Genomic DNA, 20,330 nt, shown 5'->3' on the forward strand with positions numbered 1-20,330 from the left:
TACTTCCGTGGTCCGAGGGACACCCCGCTGTCGAAGCCTTAGTCAGCGATGGGCCGCAACTCTCAATCAGCAGTCAGAGCGTCCAAGGGAACCGGGCGGCCATGCCCCGGGAGCCATGTGCGGCACTTTCGTCATCAGCCACACCCGGTTCCCCCGGACCACAACCACCTTGCCCGATCCATTCCCTTGGGACCACGACTTCGGTTCTAAGGCTTTCGCATGCCCGGATTCTCCGCGCCCCTCCACCGGTTTGCTTAAAGGTGATCGAAACAAGCCTTGACCCGTCAACTTCGAGCAAATAGCGTCCTTGCATTCCGGTCGAACCCTCGAGCAGGAAGGCTCCCTGTGCGCAGGCGCTCTCTCCTCGCCGCGGCCGCCACGACACTCGCGGCGGCGCCGCTCGCGTCCGGCTGTGGCCCCTCCTCGTCGAACACGTCGGACCCCGCCCGGAGCGGCCGCCTCACCTACGGCGTCTGGGACGTCTACCAACTGCCCGCCATGCGGCGCGCGGCCCGCGCCTTCGAGCGGGCCCGGCCGGGCGTGAGCGTCGACGTCCAGCTCACCCCCAACGGCACGTACTGGACCAAGCTGCGCACCGCCTGCACCGGCGGCTCCGCGCCCGACGTGTTCTGGATGAACGGCCCCAACTTCGGCATGTACACCGACGCCGGGCAGCTGCTGCCCCTCGACACCGACGGCCCGGACGCCGTGCTGAAGCCCGACGACTTCCCGGCCGACCTCGTCTCCCTGTACCGCTGGAAGGGCACGCAGTACGGCGCCCCGAAGGACTTCGACACCGTCGCCCTCTGGTACAACAAGGAACTCTTCGACCGGGCCAAAGTCCCGTACCCGGAGGAGAGTTGGACCTGGCAGGACCTCATCGGCAACGCCCAGCGGCTCACCGACCGCAGGCGCGGGATCTACGGCGTGGGCGCGCCGGTCCGCGCGCAGGAGAACTACTACAACTCGGTGCCCCAGGCCGGCGGACACGTCATCTCCGCCGACAAGCGCACCTCCGGTTACGCCGACGAGCGGACCCGCGAGGGGCTGCGCCTGTGGATCGACCTCATCCACCGCTACCGGGCCTCGCCCACCCTCCAGCAGATGGCCGACACCGACCCCACGCAGATGTTCCAGTCGGGCACGCTGGCCATGACCTACGAGGCGTCCTACAACGCCGCCACCTTCTACGCCGACCGCGAGCTGCGGGCCAAGGTCGACGTCGCGCCGATGCCCAAGGGGCGCCGCCGCGCCACCGTGCTGCACGGCCTCGCCAACGTCGTCTACGCCCGCACGCCGAACCCCGAACTCGCCCGCGACTTCGTCCGGTTCCTCGGCACCGAACGCATCTCCCTCCTCCAGGGCAAGTACGGCACCGCGATCCCCGCCCGCAACGGCACCGCCGAACCGTGGGCCGCGGGCATGCCGCGCTTCCACCTGAAGGCCCACCTCGACGCTCTCGACGACGCCGTGCCCTTCCCCGGATCCGCCAACAGCGCGGCCTGGCAGCACAAGGAACAGATGTGGCTCGCCAAGGCGTGGAGCGGCGTCGAGAGCCTCGACTCCGCCACCGACGCCCTCGCACACGCCATGGACCAACTGCTCGCGCAGGAGCGGGAGGGCAGGGCCTGATGAGTGTCGACGTCACGACGAAGACCGCTATCCCCGCGCAGCGCGGCCGACAAGTGGAGCTGGACCAGCGTCAGTTGAAGCGACGTGAGCGGCGCTTCAAACACCGCGACAAATGGTGGGGCTACGCGCTCGTCGCCCCGGCCGGGCTCGGCCTCGCCGTCTTCTACCTGTGGCCCGTCGTGCAGACGCTGTACTACAGCTTCACCGAATGGGGACCGTTCGGCGGGACGACCTGGATCGGGGCCGCCAACTACCGCACCCTCGTGGACGATCCGGAGTTCTGGCAGTCCCTCGGCAACACCGCCGTCTACACCGGCCTCGTCCTCCTCGGCATCCCGCTGTCGATGGCGATCGCCGTCCTGCTCAACCTCAAGGGCCTGCGCGGCACCGGCGTCTACCGGACCCTCTACTTCCTGCCCGTCGTCACCATGCCCGCCGCGGTCGCCGTCGTCTGGCGCTGGCTCTACAACGGCGACGCGGGCATCCTGAACCACGCGCTGTCCACGGTCGGTGTCGACGGCACCCACTGGGTGTCCGACCCCCACACCATCCGCTTCGCGGTCGCCGTCGTCGCTGTGTGGATGACCGTCGGCTACAACATGATCCTGCTGCTCGCCGGCCTCCAGTCCATCCCCGGCGACTACTACGAGGCCGCCGCCCTCGACGGGGCGGGCCGCGTACGGCAGTTCTTCTCGGTCACCCTGCCGCTGCTCAGCCCCACGCTGTTCTTCACCACCGTGCTCTCGGTGATCCAGTCCCTCCAGGTCTTCGACCTCGTGTACCTGATCATCGGCGCCAACACGCAGAACGCACTCCAGAACCCGGCCTACGGCGAGGGCCAGACCGTGGTCATGCTCTTCTTCCAGAAGGCGTTCTTCGACAACCAGCGCGGCTACGGCGCGGCGATCGTGTGCGTGCTCTTCGTCCTCATCATGGCGCTGACCGCCGTCCAGTTCCGGCTGCAGAAGAAGTGGGTCCACTATGCGTAAGACGGACATGTGCCAGGGGCGGATCTGGCCCGCCCACGTCCTGCTCGTGCTCGGCGCGGTGATCACCGTGTTCCCGCTGCTGTGGGAGCTGCTGACCTCCTTCAAGAGCTTCGGCGAGTCCGTGCGGGTGCCGCCGACGATCCTGCCCGCGCACTGGGACTTCTCGAACTACGCGAAGGTCTTCGACGGTGTTCCGTTCGGGCAGCAGTTCGTGAACACCGTCGTCATGTCGCTGCTGCGGACCGCCGCCCAACTCCTGCTCTGCTCCATGGCCGCGTACGCCTTCGCCCGGATCCGCTTCCCCGGCCGCGGACCGCTCTTCCTCGCCTTCCTCGCCGTCCTGATGGTGCCCGGCCAGCTCTTCCTGCTGCCGCAGTACCAGATCATGCAGAGCCTCGGCTGGCTCGACTCGATGCAGGCGCTCGTCGTCCCCGGCATGTTCTCCGCGTTCGGCACGTTCCTGCTGCGCCAGTTCTTCATGGGGCTGCCCGAGGAGGTCGAGGAGGCCGCCCGGCTCGACGGCGCCAACCCGTTCACCGTCTTCTGGCGGATCGCGCTGCCGCTGGCCCGCCCCGGGCTGCTCGCGCTCGGCATCCTCACGTTCCTGTGGTCCTGGAACGACCTGATGTGGCCGCTCATCGTCAACACCGACCCCGCGAAGATGCCGCTGTCGGCGGGGCTCGCCTCTCTCCAGGGCGCCCACCTCACCGAGTACCCGGTGCTGATGGCCGGGTCCCTGCTCGCCACGCTCCCCGTGATCGTGGTGTTCGTCGCGATGCAGCGCCAGTTCATCCAAGGCATCGCCTTCTCCGGCATGAAGGGCTGACCAGACATGACCACCGACACCTCCCTCGCCCCGCCGGACCGGCAGCCGGCCACCCGCGACCTCCGCCTCGGCGTCGTCGGGCTCGGCCTGCGCGCCACCGTCGCCCGCGAGGCCCACCGGCCCGGCGAGGGCTCCGCCGTGGTGGCCGTCGCCGACACCGCGCCCGGCATGTTCGACCGGGCCCGCGGGTGGTTCGGCGACGACGTGCGCACCTACGGGGGCCACCGCGCGATGCTGGCCGCCGAGGACCTCGACGCCGTCTTCGTCATCACCCCGGACCACACCCACGAGGAACTCGCCGTCGACCTCCTCGAAGCCGGGGTCGCCGTCTTCGTCGAGAAGCCGCTCGCCATCACCACCGAGGGCTGCGACCGCGTCCTGGAAGCCGCACGCACCACCGGTTCCCGGCTGTACGTGGGGCACAACATGCGGCACATGCCCGTGGTCCGTGTCATGCGCGACCTCGTCGAGCGCGGCGAGATCGGCGAGGTCAAGGCCGTGTGGTGCCGGCACTTCGTCGGCCATGGCGGCGACTTCTACTTCAAGGACTGGCACGCCGACCGCCGCAACACCACCGGCCTGCTCCTCCAGAAGGGTGCCCACGACCTCGACGTCATCCACTGGCTGGCCGGCGCGTACACCGAGCGGGTCAGCGCGCTCGGCGGGCTCACGGTCTACGGCGACATCGCCGACCGCTCGGGGCAGGCACCGGGCGCCACCATGCCCGACTGGTACGACCCCGAGCACAACTGGCCGCCGCTCTCCCTCACCGGCCTCAACCCCGTCGTCGACGTCGAGGACCTGTCGATGATGGTGATGCGCCTCGAAGGCGGCATCCACGCCAGCTACCAGCAGTGCCACTACACCCCCGACTACTGGCGCAACTACACCGTCATCGGTACCGAGGGCCGCCTGGAGAACTTCGGCGACCACGGGGAGAGCGCCGAGGTGCGGGGCTGGAAGCGGCGCAGCGGCTACCGCGCCGACGCCGACCTCGTCGTCCCCATGCCGTCGCCCGGCGAGGGCGGGCACGGTGGCTCCGATCCGTTGCTCGTCGCCGAGTTCCTCCGCTTCGTGCGCGACGGCGGCGCCACCGACACCAGCCCCGTCGCCGCCCGCGAGGCGGTGGCCGCCGGTGTCGCGGCCACCGAGTCGCTGCGCGCCGACGGCCGGCCGGTCGCCGTGCCCCGTCTCGCGCCCGATCTCGCCGCATGGTTCGTGGGCGGCCAGGGGTGAGGCGGCCTCACGGGGGCGGGCCGGAGTCGGTCAGGCGGGTGCCGGCGACCAGGTCGGGGCGGATGCGCACGGCGTAGTCCATGGACTGGTTCGCCCAGGGACGGAGCAGTGCCCGGTACCGCGCCAACTCCGCGGGATCGTCGACGAGTTCGGCGTACCCCGTGACGACCACGCTCCATCCGAGGTGGGTGTCCGGGTCGATGGCATCGGCCTCGTACGCCACGACGACGCCTTGCAGACCGCCGATGCGGGTGCGGGAGGTGAGGGCCGAGCCCTCGTGGGTGCGGATGACGATGTCTCCGCCGTCGAATACGTGATTCACCGGACGGATCGTCGGGAGAGCGTGCTGGGTGAAGACGACGCGACCGAGGGAGACGCTGGCGAGCAGGGCCAGTGCCTCGCTCCTGTCGAGTTCCACGCTGTGCCGTGGTCCGGGGCCGGATCGCCGGGCGTTGTCGAGGTTCATGGCGGCTTTCCGTAAGCGTGTGTGCCGTTCCGAATGATGCCGTTCGCGGGGTAATTGACCCGCTCCGGACCCCGCAGCGATAGGGCCGAACGGCCCTGGTTGATTCACCGCTCCCACGCGGTGCTCCGAGTGCGCCGGTGCACGGGATGGGGGCGGAACGGGTAGCCGGGCGGGGCGCTCCGCACCTCGGGCCCAACGGCCCCCTCGTCGCGCCCGACGGGGTCCGGGGCGGAGCCCCAGGGGCCGGACGGCAGGGGGTGGGGGACTGATGGCCCCTCAACGGGTGGCGGCACGCGACAGACGCTGGAGACCGAGGGAAAGGTGGGGATGACCATGAGCACCGCGACACTGAACGCTTCACTCCTGGAGACATGGCTCTCCGCGGCGGTCGCCGCACCGTCCGTCCACAACACCCAACCCTGGAGCTTCCGCCTGGACGTGGACACCCCCGCCCTGGAAGTCCGCGCCGCCCCGGAACGCGGCCTCCCCGAACTGGACCCCGCGGGCCGCGCCCTGCACCTGTCCGTCGGCGCCGCCGTCTTCAACCTCCGCGTGGCCGTGGCCCACTCCGGCTGGCTGCCGGTCACCCGTCTGCTGCCCAGGCCCACCGACCCGGCGCTCCTGGCGAGCGTCCGCCCGGCTCCCGGCGGAAAGGGCGAACGGACGCACCGCGCCGACCTGTTCGACGTGATCTGGTCACGGCACAGCAGCCGGTTCCCGTTCTCCGAACACCCGGTTCCCGCCGACGTCCGCGCCGAACTCGTCGAGGCCGCCCACGCCGGCGGCGCCGCGCTGACCTTCCTCGGCCCCGCCGAACGGGCCCACGTCCTGCGCCTGTCGGCGGAGGGGGAGCGGCGCAACAGCGCGGACGCCGTACGCGGCGCGGAGAGCAGGCGCTGGGTGCGGTGGCCGGGGGGCGGCGCTCCGGCCGACGACCTCGGGATGCCGCGGGAGACGCTCGGCCCGCAGGACGCGAGGGGACGGCTGCCGATGCGGGACTTCACGGCCGAACGGCACCGGGAGCGGCTGCCCGCCCAGAACTTCGAACGGGCCCCGGCCATCGCCGTACTGAGCACCCCGCACGACCGCCGCGCCGACTGGCTCCGGGCGGGCCAGGCCCTGGAACACGTCCTGCTGGTGGCCACGGCCCACGGCCTGCGCTCCTCGCTGCTCCACCAGGCCCTGGAATGGACCGACCTGGGCCGCAGGATCAGCCCCGCCTCCGGCACCCGCGACCACGTCCACATGGTCATCCGCCTCGGCTACGGCCCGACGGGCCCGATCACGCCCCGCCGTACCGGCGTCTTCGAGGGGTGACAGCGGCCCCTACTCCGCCACGCCCGCCCCCGCCGAAAGCGGCGCCGACCACTCCACCACCGTGCCCCGCGGGTCGCCGGGCGTCTGGGTGAAGGTGCCGCCGAGGCCTTGCGCGCGGGAGCGCATGTTGGCGAGGCCGCTGCGGCGGGTGGCGGTGGGGGACATGCCCCGGCCGTTGTCCGTGACGACGAGGCGGAGCCGGTCGCGCGTGGCGTCGGCGGAGATGTCGACCGCCGTGGCCCCCGCGTGCCGCGCCACGTTGGCGAGGGCCTCGCGGAGCACGGCGAGCAGATGCTGGGCGTGTTCCTCGGGCACCCCCGTGTCCAGCAGCCCGCTCATCCGCAGCGCCGGGGTGAACCCCAACGGCTCGGCCGACCGCCCCACTTCGGCGACCAGCCGGGCCCGCAGCCCCGGCGTCTCGGACGGGTCGGACTCGCGCAGGGCGTAGATCGTGGAGCGCACCACCTTGATCGTGTCGTCGAGGTCCTCCACGACCCGCCGCACGCGCTGCGCGACCTCGGGCCGGTCGTCGAGCCGGTTGACGACCGACTGCAGGCTCATGCCGCTGGCGAACAGCCGCTGGATCGCCAGGTCGTGCAGGTCGCGGGCGATCCGGTCGCGGTCGTTGAGGACCAGCAACTGCTCGGCCTCACGCCGGTGTTCGGCGATCTCCAGGGCGAGCGCGGCGTGCCCCGCGAAGCCCGAGATCATGCCGATGGCGGCCTCGGGAAAGGGCTGCCGGCCCGGGAGGTTGGCGATCTGGAGCACCCCGCGCACCCGTTCGCGGGCGCCGAGCGGAAGCAGGAACGCGGGGCCCAGCCGCGGCCCGCCCGCGTCGGCCCAGACCGCCCGCGGGTCCTCGCTCAGCGCCGCGCTGACCAGCGTCTCACCGGAGCTGTAGACCTTCGCGGCGAGACTGGTTCCGGCGGGCAGCATCAGGCCGTGCAGCCGCTCCGCCGCCACGCCGTGCGCGGCCTCGACGACGAGGTCCCCGGTCCCGCCCACCGGCACCGCCAGCGTGACCAGGTCCGCCTCGGCCAACTCCCGTACGGTGGCCGTGAAGGTCCGCAGCACCTCCGCCGGGTCGGCGCCGGAGAGCAGCGTGCGGGTGAGTTCGCTGCTCGCGGCGAGCCAGCGCTCGCGGCGCCGCGCGTCGTCGTACAGACGGGCGTTGTCGATGGCCACGCCGGCCGCCGCGCCCAGCGTCCGCAGGATCGCCTCGTCCTCCGCGTCGAAGGGCCGCCCGCCGCTCTTCTCCGTCAGATAGAGGTTGCCGAAGACCCGGTCCCTGACCTGGACCGGCGTCCCGAGGAACGTCGTCATCGGCGGATGCCCGGACGGAAAACCGACCGAATCCGGATGGTCGCTGAGCACGGCGAGCCGCAGCGAGTGCGGCTCGCGGATCAGCAGCCCGAGGATGCCCTCGCCGCGCGGGTAGTGCCCGATGCGGGCGATGGTCCTGTCGTCCACACCGACGGTGATGAACTGCTCGATGCCGCCCTCCTCGCCGAGCACACCGAGCGCCCCGTACCGGCAGTCGACGACCTGTGTCGCCGAGGCCACGATGCGGCGCAGCACCACGTTCAGGTCGAGGTCGCTGCCGATGGCGAGCACCGCGTCGAGCAGCGAGTGCACCCGGTTCTGGGTGGACCGGACGCGCGCCACCTGCTCCTGGAGTTCGTCGAGGAGCGTGTCGAGCCGCAGCGGCGGGGTCGTGGGCGCGTCGCTCCCGGCGTCGTACGGATCGCCCCTGTCCTGCCCCATGTGTGCCCCCTCGCTCGCCCCGACGGGGCCCATCCTGCCCGACTTCACCCGTGCCCGCCGTACGTGCGTCGAGCATATGTACGAGGTCGGCCAACTCCGGGAACATGGTGCGGGGAACGGTTCGGGTGGACGGTGTCAATGGACCGACCGGCCCTACTTCTTCGTCACGTCATGGCCAAGGATCGAGGGGCACAGGCCGACAGCAGGACAGGACAGGAGCCGGTATGCCGGACGCACCGCACACCCCGCAGGCAGGCCCCGGGAAACCGGTCAGGGTCTTCCTCCTCGACGACCACGAGGTGGTCCGCAGAGGCGTGCACGACCTGCTGGAGGACCAGGACGACATCACCGTCGTCGGCGAGGCGGCCAACGTCGCGCAGGCCCTCGCCCGCGTCCCCGCCCTGCGCCCCGACGTCGCCGTCCTCGACGTACGCCTCCCGGACGGCGACGGCGTGACCGTCTGCCGTGAACTGCGCTCCGCGCTGCCGGATCTGGCGTGCCTCATGCTCACGTCGTTCGACGACGAGGAGGCGCTGCTCGACTCCATCATGGCGGGCGCGTCCGGCTACGTCCTCAAGCAGATCCAGGGCGGCGACCTGGTCAACGCGGTCCGCACCGTGGCGGCCGGGCAGTCGCTCCTCGACCCGATGGCCACCACCCGGCTGATGGCCCGGCTGCGCGGCGAGGCCGCGAAGGACGCGCAGCCGGACGTGCTCGAAGGACTCACCGAGCGGGAGCGGGAGATCCTCGACCTCATCGGTGAGGGCCTCACCAACCGGCAGATCGGCCGCCGCCTCTATCTGGCCGAGAAGACGGTGAAGAACCACATCTCCCGGCTGCTGGCCAAGCTCGGCGTGGAGCGCCGCATCCAGGCCGCCGTCATCGCGACCCAGACGCGCGAACGCCCCCGCGACGAGCGCTGACCGCCCGCCTCCCGCACCTCACCCCGCCCAGGACCAGCCCGCGATCTCCGGCAGGTCCGTGCCGTGCTCGCGGATCCACGCCCGATGCCGGGTCCGCGCGTCGGACATCGTCTGCCGCACCGCCGCGGCCCGCACGCCGAGCCCCGGCACCCGGTCGATGACGTCCATCACGAGCCGGAACCGGTCGAGGTCGTTGCGGACCACCATGTCGAACGGCGTGGTCGTGGTGCCCGACTCCTTGTACCCGCGTACGTGCAGGTGCTCGTGGCCCGTGCGCCGGTACGCGAGCCGGTGGATCAGCCAGGGATACCCGTGGTACGCGAAGATCACCGGCTTGTCGGCCGTGAACAGCGCGTCGTACTCGAAGTCCGGCATCCCGTGCGGGTGTTCCTCCTTCGGCAGCAGCCGCGTCATGTCGACGACGTTCACGACGCGCACCGCCAGCTCCGGCAGATGCGTGCGCAGCAGGCCCGCCGCGGCGAGGGTCTCCTGCGTCGGCACGTCCCCGGCGCAGGCGAGGACGACGTCGGGTTCGCGGCTGCCGTCCTCGGTGCCGGCCCAGTCCCACACCCCGGCGCCGCGCGCGCAGTGGGCGCGGGCCTGGTCCAGGGAGAGCCAGTCGAAGCACGGCTGCTTCCCGGCCACCACGACGTTGACGTAGTCGCGGCTGTGCAGCACGTGCTCGGCCACCGACAGCAGGGTGTTGGCGTCCGGCGGCAGATAGACCCGTACGACGTCGGGGGACTTGTTGAGGACGTGGTCGACGAAACCGGGGTCCTGGTGCGAGAAGCCGTTGTGGTCCTGGCGCCAGACGTGCGAGGTCAGCAGGTAGTTGAGGGAGGGCAGCGGGGCCCGCCACGACAGCTCCCGCGAGGTCTTCAGCCACTTGATGTGCTGGTTCACCATCGAGTCGACGATGTGCACGAACGCCTCGTAGCAGGAGAACAGGCCGTGCCTGCCGGTGAGGTTGTAGCCCTCCAGCCAGCCCTGGCAGAGGTGTTCGGAGAGGACCTCCATGACCCGGCCGTCGTGCGTCAGGTGCTCGTCCGTGGCGAGGGTGCCCGCCTGCCATGCCTTGCCGGTGGCGTCGAAGACGGCCTGGAGGCGGTTGGACGCCGTCTCGTCGGGGCCGACGATGCGGAAGTCGCGGCGGTCCGCGGTGTCCCGCATGATCTGGCTGAGCAGGTCGCCGAGTACCCGGGTGGGCTCGTGCAGCGTGGCGCCCGGCTTGTCGACGGGCACGGCGAACCGCTCCAGCGGGGCGATCGGCAGCGTGCGGGCGAGCAGCCCGCCGTTGGCGTGCGGGGTGCCGCCGAGGCGCCGGGTGCCCTCGGGGACGCAGCTGAGGACCTGCTCGGTCGGCCGTCCTTCGGCGTCGAAGAGTTCCTCGGGGCGGTAGGAGCGCAGCCACGCCTCCAACTGCCGCAGGTGGTCCGGGTTCTCGCGGACGCCGGGCAGCGGCACCTGGTGCGAGCGCCACGTGCCCTCCACCGGTTCGCCGTCCACGGTCCCCGGGCCCGTCCAGCCCTTCGGGGTGCGCAGCACGATCACCGGCCAGCGCGGGCGGTCCTTGCTCCGGCCCGCGCGGGCCTCGCGCTGGATCCGGGCGATGCGGTCGAGGGCCTGGTCCATGGTGCGGGCCAGGTCGCGGTGGACGCGCTGCGGGTCGTCGCCCGTGACGTGCAGCGGCTCGTGCCCGTACCCGCGCAGCAGCTCGTCGAGTTCGGCGTCGGGGATGCGGGCGAGCACGGTCGGGTTGGCGATCTTGTAGCCGTTGAGGTGCAGGATCGGCAGGACCGCCCCGTCGTGCACGGGGTCGAGGAACTTGTTCGCGTGCCAGGACGTCGCGAGCGGCCCGGTCTCCGCCTCGCCGTCGCCGATCACGCAGGCGACCAGCAGCTCCGGGTTGTCGAGGGCGGCGCCGTAGGCGTGCGCGAGGGAGTAGCCGAGTTCACCGCCCTCGTGGATCGAGCCCGGTGTCTCGGGCGCGACATGGCTCGGCACACCGCCCGGGAAGGAGAATTGCTTGAACAGCCGCCCCATCCCGACGGCGTCCCGTGTGACGTCGGGGTACGTCTGTGAGTACGTCCCTTCCAGCCACGAGTTGGCGAGCACGGCCGGTCCGCCGTGCCCCGGCCCCCAGACGCACAGCGCGTCGATGCCGCGCTCCTTGATGACCCGGTTGAGGTGGGTGTGCACGAGGTTGAGGCCCGGTGAGGTGCCCCAGTGGCCGAGAAGGCGCGGTTTGATGTGCTCGGGAGCGAGTGGCTCGGTGAGCAGTGGGTTGTCCAGGAGGTAGATCTGGCCCGCCGACAGATAGTTGGCGGCGCGCCAGTGCGCGTCGAGCGCGGCGGCCTGGTGCTTGGACAGATCCTTCGCCATGGGGCGGCTCCAGCGGTAGCGGCAGCGTTGGTCTCGGCGCGGCCAGTCTGCCGTCCGCCCGGCCGCACCCGAAGAGTCCTTGCGGCCATCGTGCCGGGACGTTCGGCCCAAGACGTGGAGCGGCACGCGGCGCAGGCTCGTGGTGACGACGAAGGAGGCCCGGCCGTGATCGCGACAACGACTCCCCGTATGACGCACGCCCTGCCCATCGAGCACTACGTCCGGCTCATGCAGATCGCGAGGAAGGTGAATTTCGCGCAGGACACCCGGCTCTTCGAGGAGGGCGGGCACGCCGACCGCTTCTGGATCGTCAGGTCCGGCACGATCGCCCTCGACCTGCACGTTCCCGGCCGCCGCCCCGCGGTCATCGAAACCCTCGGATTCGGTGAACTCGTCGGCTGGTCCTGGCTGTTCGAGCCGCACACGTGGCAGCTCGGCGCCGAGGCCGTCTCGCCCGTGCGCGCCTACGAGTTCGACGCCGCGGCCGTCCACGACCTGTGCGCCGCCGACCCCGCGCTCGGCCGGGAGGTGTCCCTCTGGGTGGGCAAGGTCCTCGCCCACCGCCTGCTCGCCGCCCGCACCCGCCTCCTCGACCTGTACGCGCCGCACGGCAGCGGCCTCCCGCGCTGAACCGCGGGAGGCCGGGTGGAGCGCGGCGCTACAGGCTGACCTGCTTGCCGCCGATGGTCACGACGAGCTTGCCGTCGGACGCGTAGGACCAGGCGAGCGCCCCGCTGTAGGAGGAGCAGCGGGAGCCGTTCGTACCCGTCCAGAACTGGTTCGTGGAGTCCGCGTCACCGACGGTCTTGTCGTTCGACCCGGACACGGTGAACCGGCACGAGGTGTTGTTCCGGAACACCGAACTGCCCTCGTCCCAGGCGAAGTTGCGCTGCGGGTTGTCGACGCTCAGATTGTTCGACACCGCCATCGAGCCCGGGTTGCTGTTGTACGTGAACCCGTGCTTGCCGTTCTTGTACGCGATGCTGCGCTTCACGATGTGGTTGACCGCGATGTCCTCGCCGCCGAGCTTGTACCCGTTGCGGTCGCCGTTCGCGTTCACCGTGCCGTCGCTGAGCGTGCCGTTGGTGTACGACAGGGAGTCCTCGATGGTCACCGGGCCGATGGCGCCGGTGTCGGACTTGGTGTAGAGGTCCCAGCCGTCGTCGATGTTGTTGTGCGCGACGGCGTACCGGAAGACGTTGCCGCTGCCGGTGGTCAGCTTGGCCGCGAACCCGTCGGCGTCCTCGCCGTCCGAGTCGGCGTTGTCGTGCGACTCTGCGCTCACGACCAGGTTGTTGGCCGGCCACTGCGCCTGCGGGGTGGTGGACGCGATCCGGCCCAACTGGAGCCCCGTGTCACGGTTGTAGCGGGTCACCGTGCGCTCGATGACGTTGTTGCTGCCGCCGACGTAGATGCCGTTGTCCCCGGCGCGCTCCACCACGAGACCGCTCAGGCGCCAGTACGAGGCGAACAGCTGGAGCCCGCGGTTGCTCGAACTCTCGCTCTGCGCGGAGAAGTTGAGGACCGGCTTCTCGCCCGGGTAGGCGGCGATCGTGGTGCGCGCGGACGACGTGCCGTTCTTGCCCTCGGGGATGGTGACCGTCGAGGAGTACGCGTACGTGCCGCCGCGCAGGTAGATGGTGCCGCCCGCCGTGATCCGGCTGATCGCCGAGGTCAGCGTGGTCGGCGCGGACTCGGTGCCGGCCGCCCCGTCGGTCCCGGTCGGCGACACGTACAGGGCGCCGCTCGCGGGCGGGGTGGTGGTGCCGCCCGTCGGCGCGTCGACGTCCACGTAGTCGATGTTGGGCAGCCCGGCGGAGCCGGTCGGGTTGAGGCGGATGGTGTTGCTGCCCGCGGTGACCGGGACGGTGACGGTCTTCGTGGCCCAGGTGGTCCAGGCGCCGGTGCCCGCGAACGAGGTGGACGTGGCGGTCGACCCGTTGACCACGACGTCCGTGGCGCGCGTGGTCGTGGTGCCGTTCGCGTAGCGGATGCTGAGCGTCGCCGTGCCCGCCGCGGGGGAGTCCACGGTGAACTGGGCGTACGCACCCGTCGCGTTGGTGGCGTTGCAGTACCCCGAGCCGGTGTAGCCGGACCATTCGGTCTCGACGACGCCGGTGCAGACGGCCGGGGAGGTCTCGGCCTGGTAGCGGGTGGTCGCGGCCTGGGCGGAGGTGCCGGACAGGGCGACGAGGGAGCCGGCCAGGAGGCCTGCGGACGCGAGCGTGATGAGGGGTCTCGCGGCTCTTGCGTTCATTGTTCGTCTCCAGATGCGTGAACGAGCGTGGCTGGTTCGAATCCGTGAACAACTCGGCCCGTGCGGGCCATAATCAGGGCGGGGGAAAGCCCTTTCTGTGAGCGGTCGTCGGTGACGCTAGAGCGGCCGCCGTGTCCGCGTCAACGGCTATGTATGTGATCGTTGTTCGCCTACATGAATGCACGCGGCACGAACGGCGCCCTCACGGACATGTCCGGAGCACCGCTCAGGCGCCGGCCAGCGCCTGCTGGGGGCTGCGCCCGTACGCCTCCCGGTAGAGCGCGGCGAAGCGGCCCGGGTGGTGGAAGCCCCAGCGCCCGGCGATCGCGGTGACGGTCGTCGTCGCCGGGTCGGCCGCCCGCAGCTCGTCGTGCGCGTACGCCAGCCGCACCCGGCGCAGGAACGCCAGCGGCGTGGTGTCCAGGTGCCGCCGGAACGCGTACTGCAACGCCCGGACGGTCACATGGGACGCCGCCGCGATCTCGGCGACGGTCAGCGGCTCCTGCGCGTGCGCCTCGATGTGCGCGATCGCCCGCCGCAGCGTGGCGGAGTGGGCACCGCGCTGATCCGTCCCGGTGGGCCGGATCAGCGCGGTGTTCGGGAAGGCGTTCAGGACGCTCGCGGCCAGGTACTGGGTCGCGGTCGACGCGATCAGCGGCTGGTCGGCGATCTCCGGGTCGGCCAGCACCTCGTCGCGCACGTGGACGATGGCCCGCTTCAGCTGCCGGGCCGCGGCGGCGGACACGGGCCGATGCCCGAGCAGCCGGACCGGGCCCTGCGCTCCGCCCGGGGCGTTGGCGGCGACCTGGGTCAGCAGGTCCGTGTCGAGCATCGTGATGTTGTACCGGGCCGCGCAGATCCGCCCTTCGTAGGGCAGTTCGGGCGGAGCGAAGGACACCATGTCGCCCGGACCGAAGGAGTCCTCGACGTCGCCGAATCGCTGGTCCTGGATGGTCCCCTCATAGACCATGCACAGGCAGATCCTCTGAAGCGGCGTCACCGCGTACCGCATGTCGAAGTCGAGATCGAGTTCGTCGACCGTGACTCCCGGCATCGCGTCGCGCCGGATCTGTGCGCGGCTGTTGCCAGGGGTGCCGTTGCCGATGCGCATCTGCGCGTAGTTGCGACTGAGGAAGTCCTCGGTGACCTCGATGTCGCTGCTGTCGAAGTGCAGGGTGTCCATGTTCGCCGCGCTCCCAGTGAATATGCCCGGTGGCGTAAGCCTACGACCTGCGACGGAGCACCTGTCGTGGGGTGTGTGGGGTTGGCGCGTTTCGTTTGCCGGACAGTGGAGGTCCCAACATTTCGTTCCGTGTGCTGCGGGCGGCGGGCGCCGCGATCGAGCATGGGTCGTTCGGACCGGCCGTGTGGGCCGAAGGCGTGGAAAGGTGGAGTTCTGGTCGCTCGCGAACCGGTGAACGGTGTCGTTCTGCCCACCGAGGCCCTCGCCGAGGAGAACGCCCGCCTGCGGACAGAGGTCGCCCAGCTCAAGCAGGCCCTGACGTCGCACGCCGTGATCGACCAGGCCATCGGCGTGGTCGTCGTGCTCGGCGAGGTCTCGCCCGACGAGGCGTGGCGGGTGCTGCGCGAAGTGTCGCAGCGCACCAACGTCAAGCTGCGTCTGGTGGCCGAGCACGTGCTGGCGTTCGCCCAGGGGCACGCGGAGCTGCCCGAGGCCGAGCGCCGGGAGCTGCGGTGGGCCATGGGGTATGCCGCGCCACGACCCGGGGACCCCTTCTAGCGCGCCCGGCCGGGTTGTCCGAATCCTTTCGCTTCCCGTCGGTGGATCAGCTCAACGGGCGCCGCATGAGGGTCAGATCGAGCCACCGGCCGAACTTGGTGCCCACCTCGCGCACCGTTCCTGCGTGCTCGAAGCCGTGCCGCTCGTGGAGCCGGATCGAGGCCGCGTTGCCCGCCTCGATCCCGGCGATCATCACGTGCAGCCCCGCCTCCTGGGCGGAGGCGACGAGGGTGGCCAGCAGCGCGGAACCGATACCGGCGCCGTGGTGCCCCTCGGTGACGTACACCGAGTTCTCGACCGTGTGCCGGAAGCCGGAGTACGCCTTCCACGGCCCGTAGACCCCGAAGCCGACGACCTCGCCGCCGAGCTCCGCCACGTACGCCGAGCCGCGCTCCAGGTGGGCGCCGAGCCAGGCCGCGCCCTCCTCGCGGGACTGCGGGGTGTCGGTCCACAGCGCGGTGCCGTGCTCGATGGCGTGGTTGCGGATGGCGAGGACGGCGTCCAGGTCGTCCGCGTGGGCCGGGCGGACCTTCACCGCCGGGGCCCGAGTCTCGTATCGTGGATCCATGTCCAATATCGTAGACCCTCTGGTGGCGCGGATCGGCGCCCGGATCCGTGCGGAGCGGGACCGGCGGCGCTGGACGCTGGCGGAGCTGGCCGAGGAGTCCGGGGTGTCGCGGGCGATGATCCACCGGATCGAGCGGGGCGAGAGCAACCCCACCGCCGTGATCATCGGGAAGCTGTCGGCCGCGTTCGAGCTGAGCGTGGCGACGCTCCTCGACCCGGAGCCGCTGCCGGAACCCGGCTCGACCGCGCAGCGGGTGCGCAGGGCGGACGCGGCGGCGCGGTGGCAGGACCCGGAGACCGGGTACGCGCGCCGCCAGGTGTCGGGCCCCGGTTTCCCCGCCGAGGTCGCGGAGATCCGTCTCCCCGCCGGGGCGGAAGTCCCCTACCCCGCCGCGGCGTTCGCGTTCCACCGGCAGATCATCTGGGTCCTCGAAGGGCACCTCACGTTCCACGAGGGCGACACCGTCCACGAACTGCGCACGGGCGACACGGTCGAACTCGGGCCACCGACCGCCTGCGTCTTCGCCAACACCACGGAGCGGGAGTGCCGTTACGCGGTGGTGCTGGTGCGAGGGGAGGCGCCGTGACGCGCGGACGAACCGCGGCCGGTGGGACCAGTGCGGCGGGAGTACCGGAGACGCCGGACGGTGGCGGTCGGCGGGATGGCTCGGCCGTGACCGATGGGGGAGTGCTGCGGTTGCCGCGCGGAGGCGTCGCCGTGCTGGCCGGGACGGCCGGGGTGGCGCTCGCCAACAACTACGCCGTGCAGCCCGCGCTCGCCGACGTCGCCCGGGACACGGGGGCGTCCGCGTCCGCCGTCGGCCTCGTCACGACCGCCGCGCTCGCCGGGTGCATCGGCGGATTCGCGTTCCTGCTGCCGCTCGCCGACCGGGCGGCGCCACGGCGCCTCGTGGCGGGCCAGCTCGCCCTCCTGACCTCCGGCCTGCTGCTCGCGGCGACGGCGCCCGGACTCGGGATGCTGCTCCTCGCGTACGTGCTGGTGGGCGCGGGTGCGAGCGTGAGCGCGATGGCGTCGACGATCGCGGGGCGCGGGGTGTCGGGGGAGCGGCGCGGGACGGCGGTGGCAACGGTCGCCGCGGGGATGTCGGCCGGGATTCTGCTCAGCCGGCTCGTCGGCGGGGCACTCGCCCAGACGCTCGGGTGGCGCGGCATGCTGCTCGCGTTCGCCGGGCTCGTGGTGGTGTGCGGGGCGGGGGCGTGGTGGCGGCTGCCGGGGGAGCGGCCCCCGGGTGGCGCGGGCGGCCCCGGCGGCTACCTGGGCACGCTCGCCGCGCTGCCCGGACTGCTGCGGCGGCACCGGGCGCTGCGGTTCGCGGTGCTGAACGGGAGCCTGTGGTACCTCGCCTTCAGCCTCGTCTGGGTCGCGCTCGCGGTGCGCCTCGCCCAGCCGCCGTACGGGTACGACGCCGCGGCCATCGGGCTGTACAGCCTCGCGGGGGCGCTGGGGTTCGCGGCGCTTCCGGTGGCCGGGAGGCTGGGGGACCGGTACTCGCCGCGGGCGGTGATCGCCGGGAGCATGGGGGTGGCGGTGGCCGGGGCGGCGCTGCTGTGCACCGGGCTCGACCGGCCCGTGGTGACGGCGGCGGGCCTCGCGCTGGTCGACGCGGGGTGCTTCACGGCCCAGGCCGCGAACCAGACCCGCGTCCTGTCCATCGACCCGGACCGCAGCGGCAGCCTCAGCGGCGTCTACCTGCTGCTGTACTTCCTGGCGGGCGCCCTCGGCGCGGCGCTCGCCGCTCCGCTGGTGGCGGCCGGCGGGTGGGGCGCGGCGAGCGGTGTGGTGTGCGGGGCGCTGGTGGCGGCGGGGGCGCTGGCGCTGTGCGCGGACCGTGACGGGTGACCCATTCAAGCCCCGGGTGGCTTTGTCATTCGAGCCCCGGGTGGGCCTTGTCATTCGAGCCCCTGCGGGGGTGCCGGTGACCCCGATTTAAGCCCCTGCGGCGATTGAGCAGCGGGGTCCGGGGCGGAGCCCCGTGGCGCAGGGGCGGGCGGCCGGACCCCGACGGGTGGCGTCAGGAGCCGTCGGACTCGGCCCCCCGCCGCGCCCGCTTCTCCGCCTGCTCCGCGTGCAACTTCTTCACCCGCACATTCTCCTTGCGGACATCCGCCTGCGTCGCCCGCTCCACCTGGAGCCACTCCGGGTTCTCCGACTTGATCGCCTCGATCTGCTCCGTGGTCAGCGCCTCGGTGACACCCCCACGCGCGAGACCCGAGATCGAGACGCCCAGCTTCTGCGCCACCACGGGCCGCGGGTGCGGCCCGTTGGCCCGCAGGTCGACGAGCCACTGCGGCGGCTCCGCCTGCAACGCGGTCAGCTCGGCGCGCGAGACGACACCCTCCTGGAAATCGGCGGGCGTGGCCTCGAGGTACACACCCAGCTTCTTCGCCGCGGTCGCGGGCTTCATGGTCTGGGTGCTCTGGTGCGAACTCATGAGGTCAAGGGTATCGAGCGTGACGGGCCGCGCCGACCACGGCGGGTAGCCTTGGCCGCGTGACAGGCACGCAGCAGACCCCCGCACCGGCCCAGGGCCCCGGCTTCCGCCTGGCCTACGTACCCGGGGCCACGCCCGCCAAGTGGGTGCGGATCTGGCGCGAGCGGCTGCCGGACGTGCCGCTCGACCTGGTGCAGGTCCCCGCGGACGAGGCCGACGCCGTGCTGCGTCGCGGCGACGCGGACGCGGGGCTCGTGCGGCTGCCCGTGGACCGTACGTACTTCAGCGCCATCCCGCTCTACACGGAGAAGACCGTGGTCGTGGTCCCCAAGGACCATGTCGTGACCGCCGCGGAGGAGATCACGCTCGCGGATCTCGCCGACGAGATCGTGCAGCACCCGTTGGACGACGTACTCGGCTGGGAGCGGCCGCCGGGGCAGCCGGCGTATCAGCGGTCCGCCACGACGGCCGACGCGGTGGAGCTGGTCGCGGCGGGGGTGGGGGTGCTGGTCGTGCCGATGTCGCTGGCGCGGCTGCACCATCGGCGTGACCTCACGTATCGCACGGTCACGGATGCGCCGGAGTCGGGTGTGGCGTTGGCGTGGCCGGAGGAGCGGACGACGGATCAGGTCGAGGACTTCATCGGGATCGTGCGCGGGCGGACGGTGAACAGTTCGCGGGGGCGGGTGCAGGCGGAGCCTGCGCGTTCGGAGCGGGTCAAGAAGAAGCCGGTGGGGGCGGGGCGGAAGGGTGGTGCGGTGCGCGCCAAGTCCGGAGGTAAGCCGGTCAAGCGGGGTAAGCCGCGCAAGCGTTCCTGAGGCACCGGGTCGCGCCTGCGGTCGACCGTCCCCCGCTCACGGGGCTCCGCCCCGGACCCCGCTGCTCAATCGCCGCAGGGGCTAAAAGCAGCTGTTCAAGCGCCGCACAGGGAGAAAGCGCTCACGCGCCCCAGGGGCTTGAAAGCGCTGGTCAATCGGGGGAGTGGTTGGGGGAGCCCGACTGGAGGCCCGCCATGACCAGGTCCAGGAGGCGGGATGCGCGGGGTTGCCAGGGGGTGTGGGGGTCCAGCATCCAGAGGCCGGCGATGGCGAGCATGAAGTCGTCGGGGGTGACGCCGGGGCGGATGGTGCCGGCCTTCTCGTTGGCCTCCAGGAGGCTGGTGATCGCCTGCGTCAGCGGGCCGTGCGCCACCTGCTTCATCGCGCCGCGCGCACTCGTCGCCTCGCGGAGCGCGTCCGCGAGGCCCGCCTTGGTCATCGCGTACTGGGCGAGCCGGTCCATCCACTCGCGCAGCGCCCGCTCCGGCGGCCGGCAGCACAGCAACTCGCAGGCCGCGTCGGCGACTTGCTCCACCTCGTAGCGGTACACCTCAAGAACCAGCGCCTCCCGGCTGGGGAAGTTGCGGTAGAACGTGCCCTGCCCGACGCCCGCCTTCTTCGCGATCGCACTGAGCGGCGTGTCCGCGTCGCGGGTCAGTTCGGCCAGGGCCACTTCGAGGATGCGGTCGCGGTTGCGCTGCGCGTCCGAGCGGAGCGTGGCCGGCTTCTTCGAGTGCCCCACGCGACCTCACCTCCCTTTCCCGTGGCTTTTTCCGTGGCGGGGAATAGTCCTTGCTGAGCGGACAGTTGTCCACTACGTTCGTGACCCGTTGAGCGGACAGTTGTCCGGTTCGGGTCGACACCCTAGTGGGTGCGGGCCGCGGTCCGCACGTGCGTCCGGTCCGCGAACCACCGACCCGTCCTTCGTACAGCGCCGATTCTCCACGCACCAGACACGC

Annotated in this window: 19 protein-coding genes; 11 read left to right on the forward strand and 8 right to left on the reverse strand. The window is 71.7% G+C overall.

Features of this window, described 5'->3' with window-relative positions:
- Positions 1-345 precede the first annotated feature (345 nt).
- The 4 genes from ACYBSK_RS13280 to ACYBSK_RS13295 are packed head-to-tail and all read left to right on the forward strand — an operon-like array spanning position 346 to position 4,683.
- Complete coding sequence (locus ACYBSK_RS13280) at positions 346-1,632, forward strand: ABC transporter substrate-binding protein (protein WP_460246185.1); 1,287 nt, start codon at positions 346-348, stop codon at positions 1,630-1,632.
- On the forward strand, positions 1,632-2,621 hold the full coding sequence (locus ACYBSK_RS13285; protein ID WP_460246186.1) for a carbohydrate ABC transporter permease: 990 nt from the start codon (positions 1,632-1,634) through the stop codon (positions 2,619-2,621). Before ACYBSK_RS13280 ends, ACYBSK_RS13285 begins: the two co-directional genes overlap by 1 nt.
- The gene (locus ACYBSK_RS13290) at positions 2,614-3,447 is read left to right on the forward strand and encodes a carbohydrate ABC transporter permease (RefSeq protein ID WP_460246187.1); all 834 of its coding nucleotides are present in this window, start codon (positions 2,614-2,616) and stop codon (positions 3,445-3,447) included. The genes ACYBSK_RS13285 and ACYBSK_RS13290 overlap by 8 nt, the downstream gene beginning before the upstream one ends.
- A 6-nt stretch (positions 3,448-3,453) precedes the next feature.
- Positions 3,454-4,683 (forward strand): Gfo/Idh/MocA family protein, encoded by a 1,230-nt coding sequence (locus tag ACYBSK_RS13295; protein WP_460246188.1) that lies wholly within the window; start codon positions 3,454-3,456, stop codon positions 4,681-4,683.
- Positions 4,684-4,690: 7 nt separating this feature from the next.
- On the opposite strand, the gene ACYBSK_RS13300 is transcribed toward ACYBSK_RS13295, so the two are convergent.
- Positions 4,691-5,149 (reverse strand): pyridoxamine 5'-phosphate oxidase family protein, encoded by a 459-nt coding sequence (locus ACYBSK_RS13300; protein ID WP_460246189.1) that lies wholly within the window; start codon positions 5,147-5,149, stop codon positions 4,691-4,693.
- A gap of 333 nt (positions 5,150-5,482) precedes the next feature.
- On the opposite strand from ACYBSK_RS13300, the gene ACYBSK_RS13305 reads away from it, so the two are divergent.
- A complete protein-coding gene (locus ACYBSK_RS13305; RefSeq protein ID WP_460246190.1) occupies positions 5,483-6,466 on the forward strand; it encodes an Acg family FMN-binding oxidoreductase in 984 nt (327 codons plus the stop codon).
- Between the two features lie 9 nt (positions 6,467-6,475).
- Here ACYBSK_RS13305 and ACYBSK_RS13310 read toward each other — a convergent pair whose 3' ends face one another.
- The gene (locus ACYBSK_RS13310; protein WP_460246191.1) at positions 6,476-8,230 is read right to left on the reverse strand and encodes a sensor histidine kinase; all 1,755 of its coding nucleotides are present in this window, start codon (positions 8,228-8,230) and stop codon (positions 6,476-6,478) included.
- A gap of 224 nt (positions 8,231-8,454) precedes the next feature.
- Between ACYBSK_RS13310 and ACYBSK_RS13315 the strand changes: the two genes are divergently transcribed.
- Positions 8,455-9,153 (forward strand): response regulator, encoded by a 699-nt coding sequence (locus tag ACYBSK_RS13315; protein ID WP_457477119.1) that lies wholly within the window; start codon positions 8,455-8,457, stop codon positions 9,151-9,153.
- An 18-nt stretch (positions 9,154-9,171) separates the two neighbouring features.
- Here ACYBSK_RS13315 and ACYBSK_RS13320 read toward each other — a convergent pair whose 3' ends face one another.
- Positions 9,172-11,535: a phosphoketolase family protein gene (locus ACYBSK_RS13320; RefSeq protein ID WP_460246192.1), complete on the reverse strand. Its 2,364-nt coding sequence runs from the start codon at positions 11,533-11,535 to the stop codon at positions 9,172-9,174.
- 165 nt (positions 11,536-11,700) lie between these two features.
- On the opposite strand from ACYBSK_RS13320, the gene ACYBSK_RS13325 reads away from it, so the two are divergent.
- Positions 11,701-12,165: a Crp/Fnr family transcriptional regulator gene (locus ACYBSK_RS13325; RefSeq protein WP_457477121.1), complete on the forward strand. Its 465-nt coding sequence runs from the start codon at positions 11,701-11,703 to the stop codon at positions 12,163-12,165.
- Positions 12,166-12,193: 28 nt separating this feature from the next.
- On the opposite strand, the gene ACYBSK_RS13330 is transcribed toward ACYBSK_RS13325, so the two are convergent.
- Positions 12,194-13,792 carry a carbohydrate-binding protein gene (locus ACYBSK_RS13330; protein WP_460246193.1) on the reverse strand — a complete coding sequence of 533 codons (1,599 nt, stop codon included), beginning with the start codon at positions 13,790-13,792 and terminating at the stop codon, positions 12,194-12,196.
- Positions 13,793-14,018: 226 nt separating this feature from the next.
- Complete coding sequence (locus ACYBSK_RS13335) at positions 14,019-14,975, reverse strand: AraC family transcriptional regulator (protein ID WP_460246194.1); 957 nt, start codon at positions 14,973-14,975, stop codon at positions 14,019-14,021.
- Positions 14,976-15,206: 231 nt separating this feature from the next.
- Here ACYBSK_RS13335 and ACYBSK_RS13340 point away from each other — a divergent pair, with 231 nt between their 5' ends.
- Positions 15,207-15,533 (forward strand): ANTAR domain-containing protein, encoded by a 327-nt coding sequence (locus ACYBSK_RS13340; RefSeq protein ID WP_457477124.1) that lies wholly within the window; start codon positions 15,207-15,209, stop codon positions 15,531-15,533.
- Between the two features lie 46 nt (positions 15,534-15,579).
- Here ACYBSK_RS13340 and ACYBSK_RS13345 read toward each other — a convergent pair whose 3' ends face one another.
- Positions 15,580-16,101: a GNAT family N-acetyltransferase gene (locus ACYBSK_RS13345; protein ID WP_460246195.1), complete on the reverse strand. Its 522-nt coding sequence runs from the start codon at positions 16,099-16,101 to the stop codon at positions 15,580-15,582.
- Here ACYBSK_RS13345 and ACYBSK_RS13350 point away from each other — a divergent pair.
- Together ACYBSK_RS13350 and ACYBSK_RS13355 are read left to right on the forward strand one after the other, a co-directional pair.
- Positions 16,100-16,687, forward strand: coding sequence for a helix-turn-helix domain-containing protein (locus ACYBSK_RS13350; protein WP_457477126.1), 588 nt, complete (start codon positions 16,100-16,102; stop codon positions 16,685-16,687). The two genes, ACYBSK_RS13345 and ACYBSK_RS13350, sit on opposite strands and share 2 nt — an antisense overlap.
- 86 nt (positions 16,688-16,773) lie before the next feature.
- Positions 16,774-17,961, forward strand: coding sequence for an MFS transporter (locus ACYBSK_RS13355; protein WP_460246196.1), 1,188 nt, complete (start codon positions 16,774-16,776; stop codon positions 17,959-17,961).
- Positions 17,962-18,133: 172 nt separating this feature from the next.
- On the opposite strand, the gene ACYBSK_RS13360 is transcribed toward ACYBSK_RS13355, so the two are convergent.
- Positions 18,134-18,553, reverse strand: coding sequence for a DUF5997 family protein (locus tag ACYBSK_RS13360; RefSeq protein ID WP_457477128.1), 420 nt, complete (start codon positions 18,551-18,553; stop codon positions 18,134-18,136).
- Positions 18,554-18,612: 59 nt separating this feature from the next.
- Here ACYBSK_RS13360 and ACYBSK_RS13365 point away from each other — a divergent pair, with 59 nt between their 5' ends.
- The gene (locus tag ACYBSK_RS13365; RefSeq protein WP_460246197.1) at positions 18,613-19,371 is read left to right on the forward strand and encodes a LysR substrate-binding domain-containing protein; all 759 of its coding nucleotides are present in this window, start codon (positions 18,613-18,615) and stop codon (positions 19,369-19,371) included.
- 151 nt (positions 19,372-19,522) lie between these two features.
- Here ACYBSK_RS13365 and ACYBSK_RS13370 read toward each other — a convergent pair whose 3' ends face one another.
- Positions 19,523-20,113, reverse strand: a complete 591-nt coding sequence (locus ACYBSK_RS13370; RefSeq protein ID WP_460246198.1) for a TetR/AcrR family transcriptional regulator — start codon at positions 20,111-20,113, stop codon at positions 19,523-19,525.
- Positions 20,114-20,330 lie beyond the last annotated feature (217 nt).

The sequence above is a fragment of the Streptomyces sp. BYX5S genome (genome assembly GCF_054724165.1).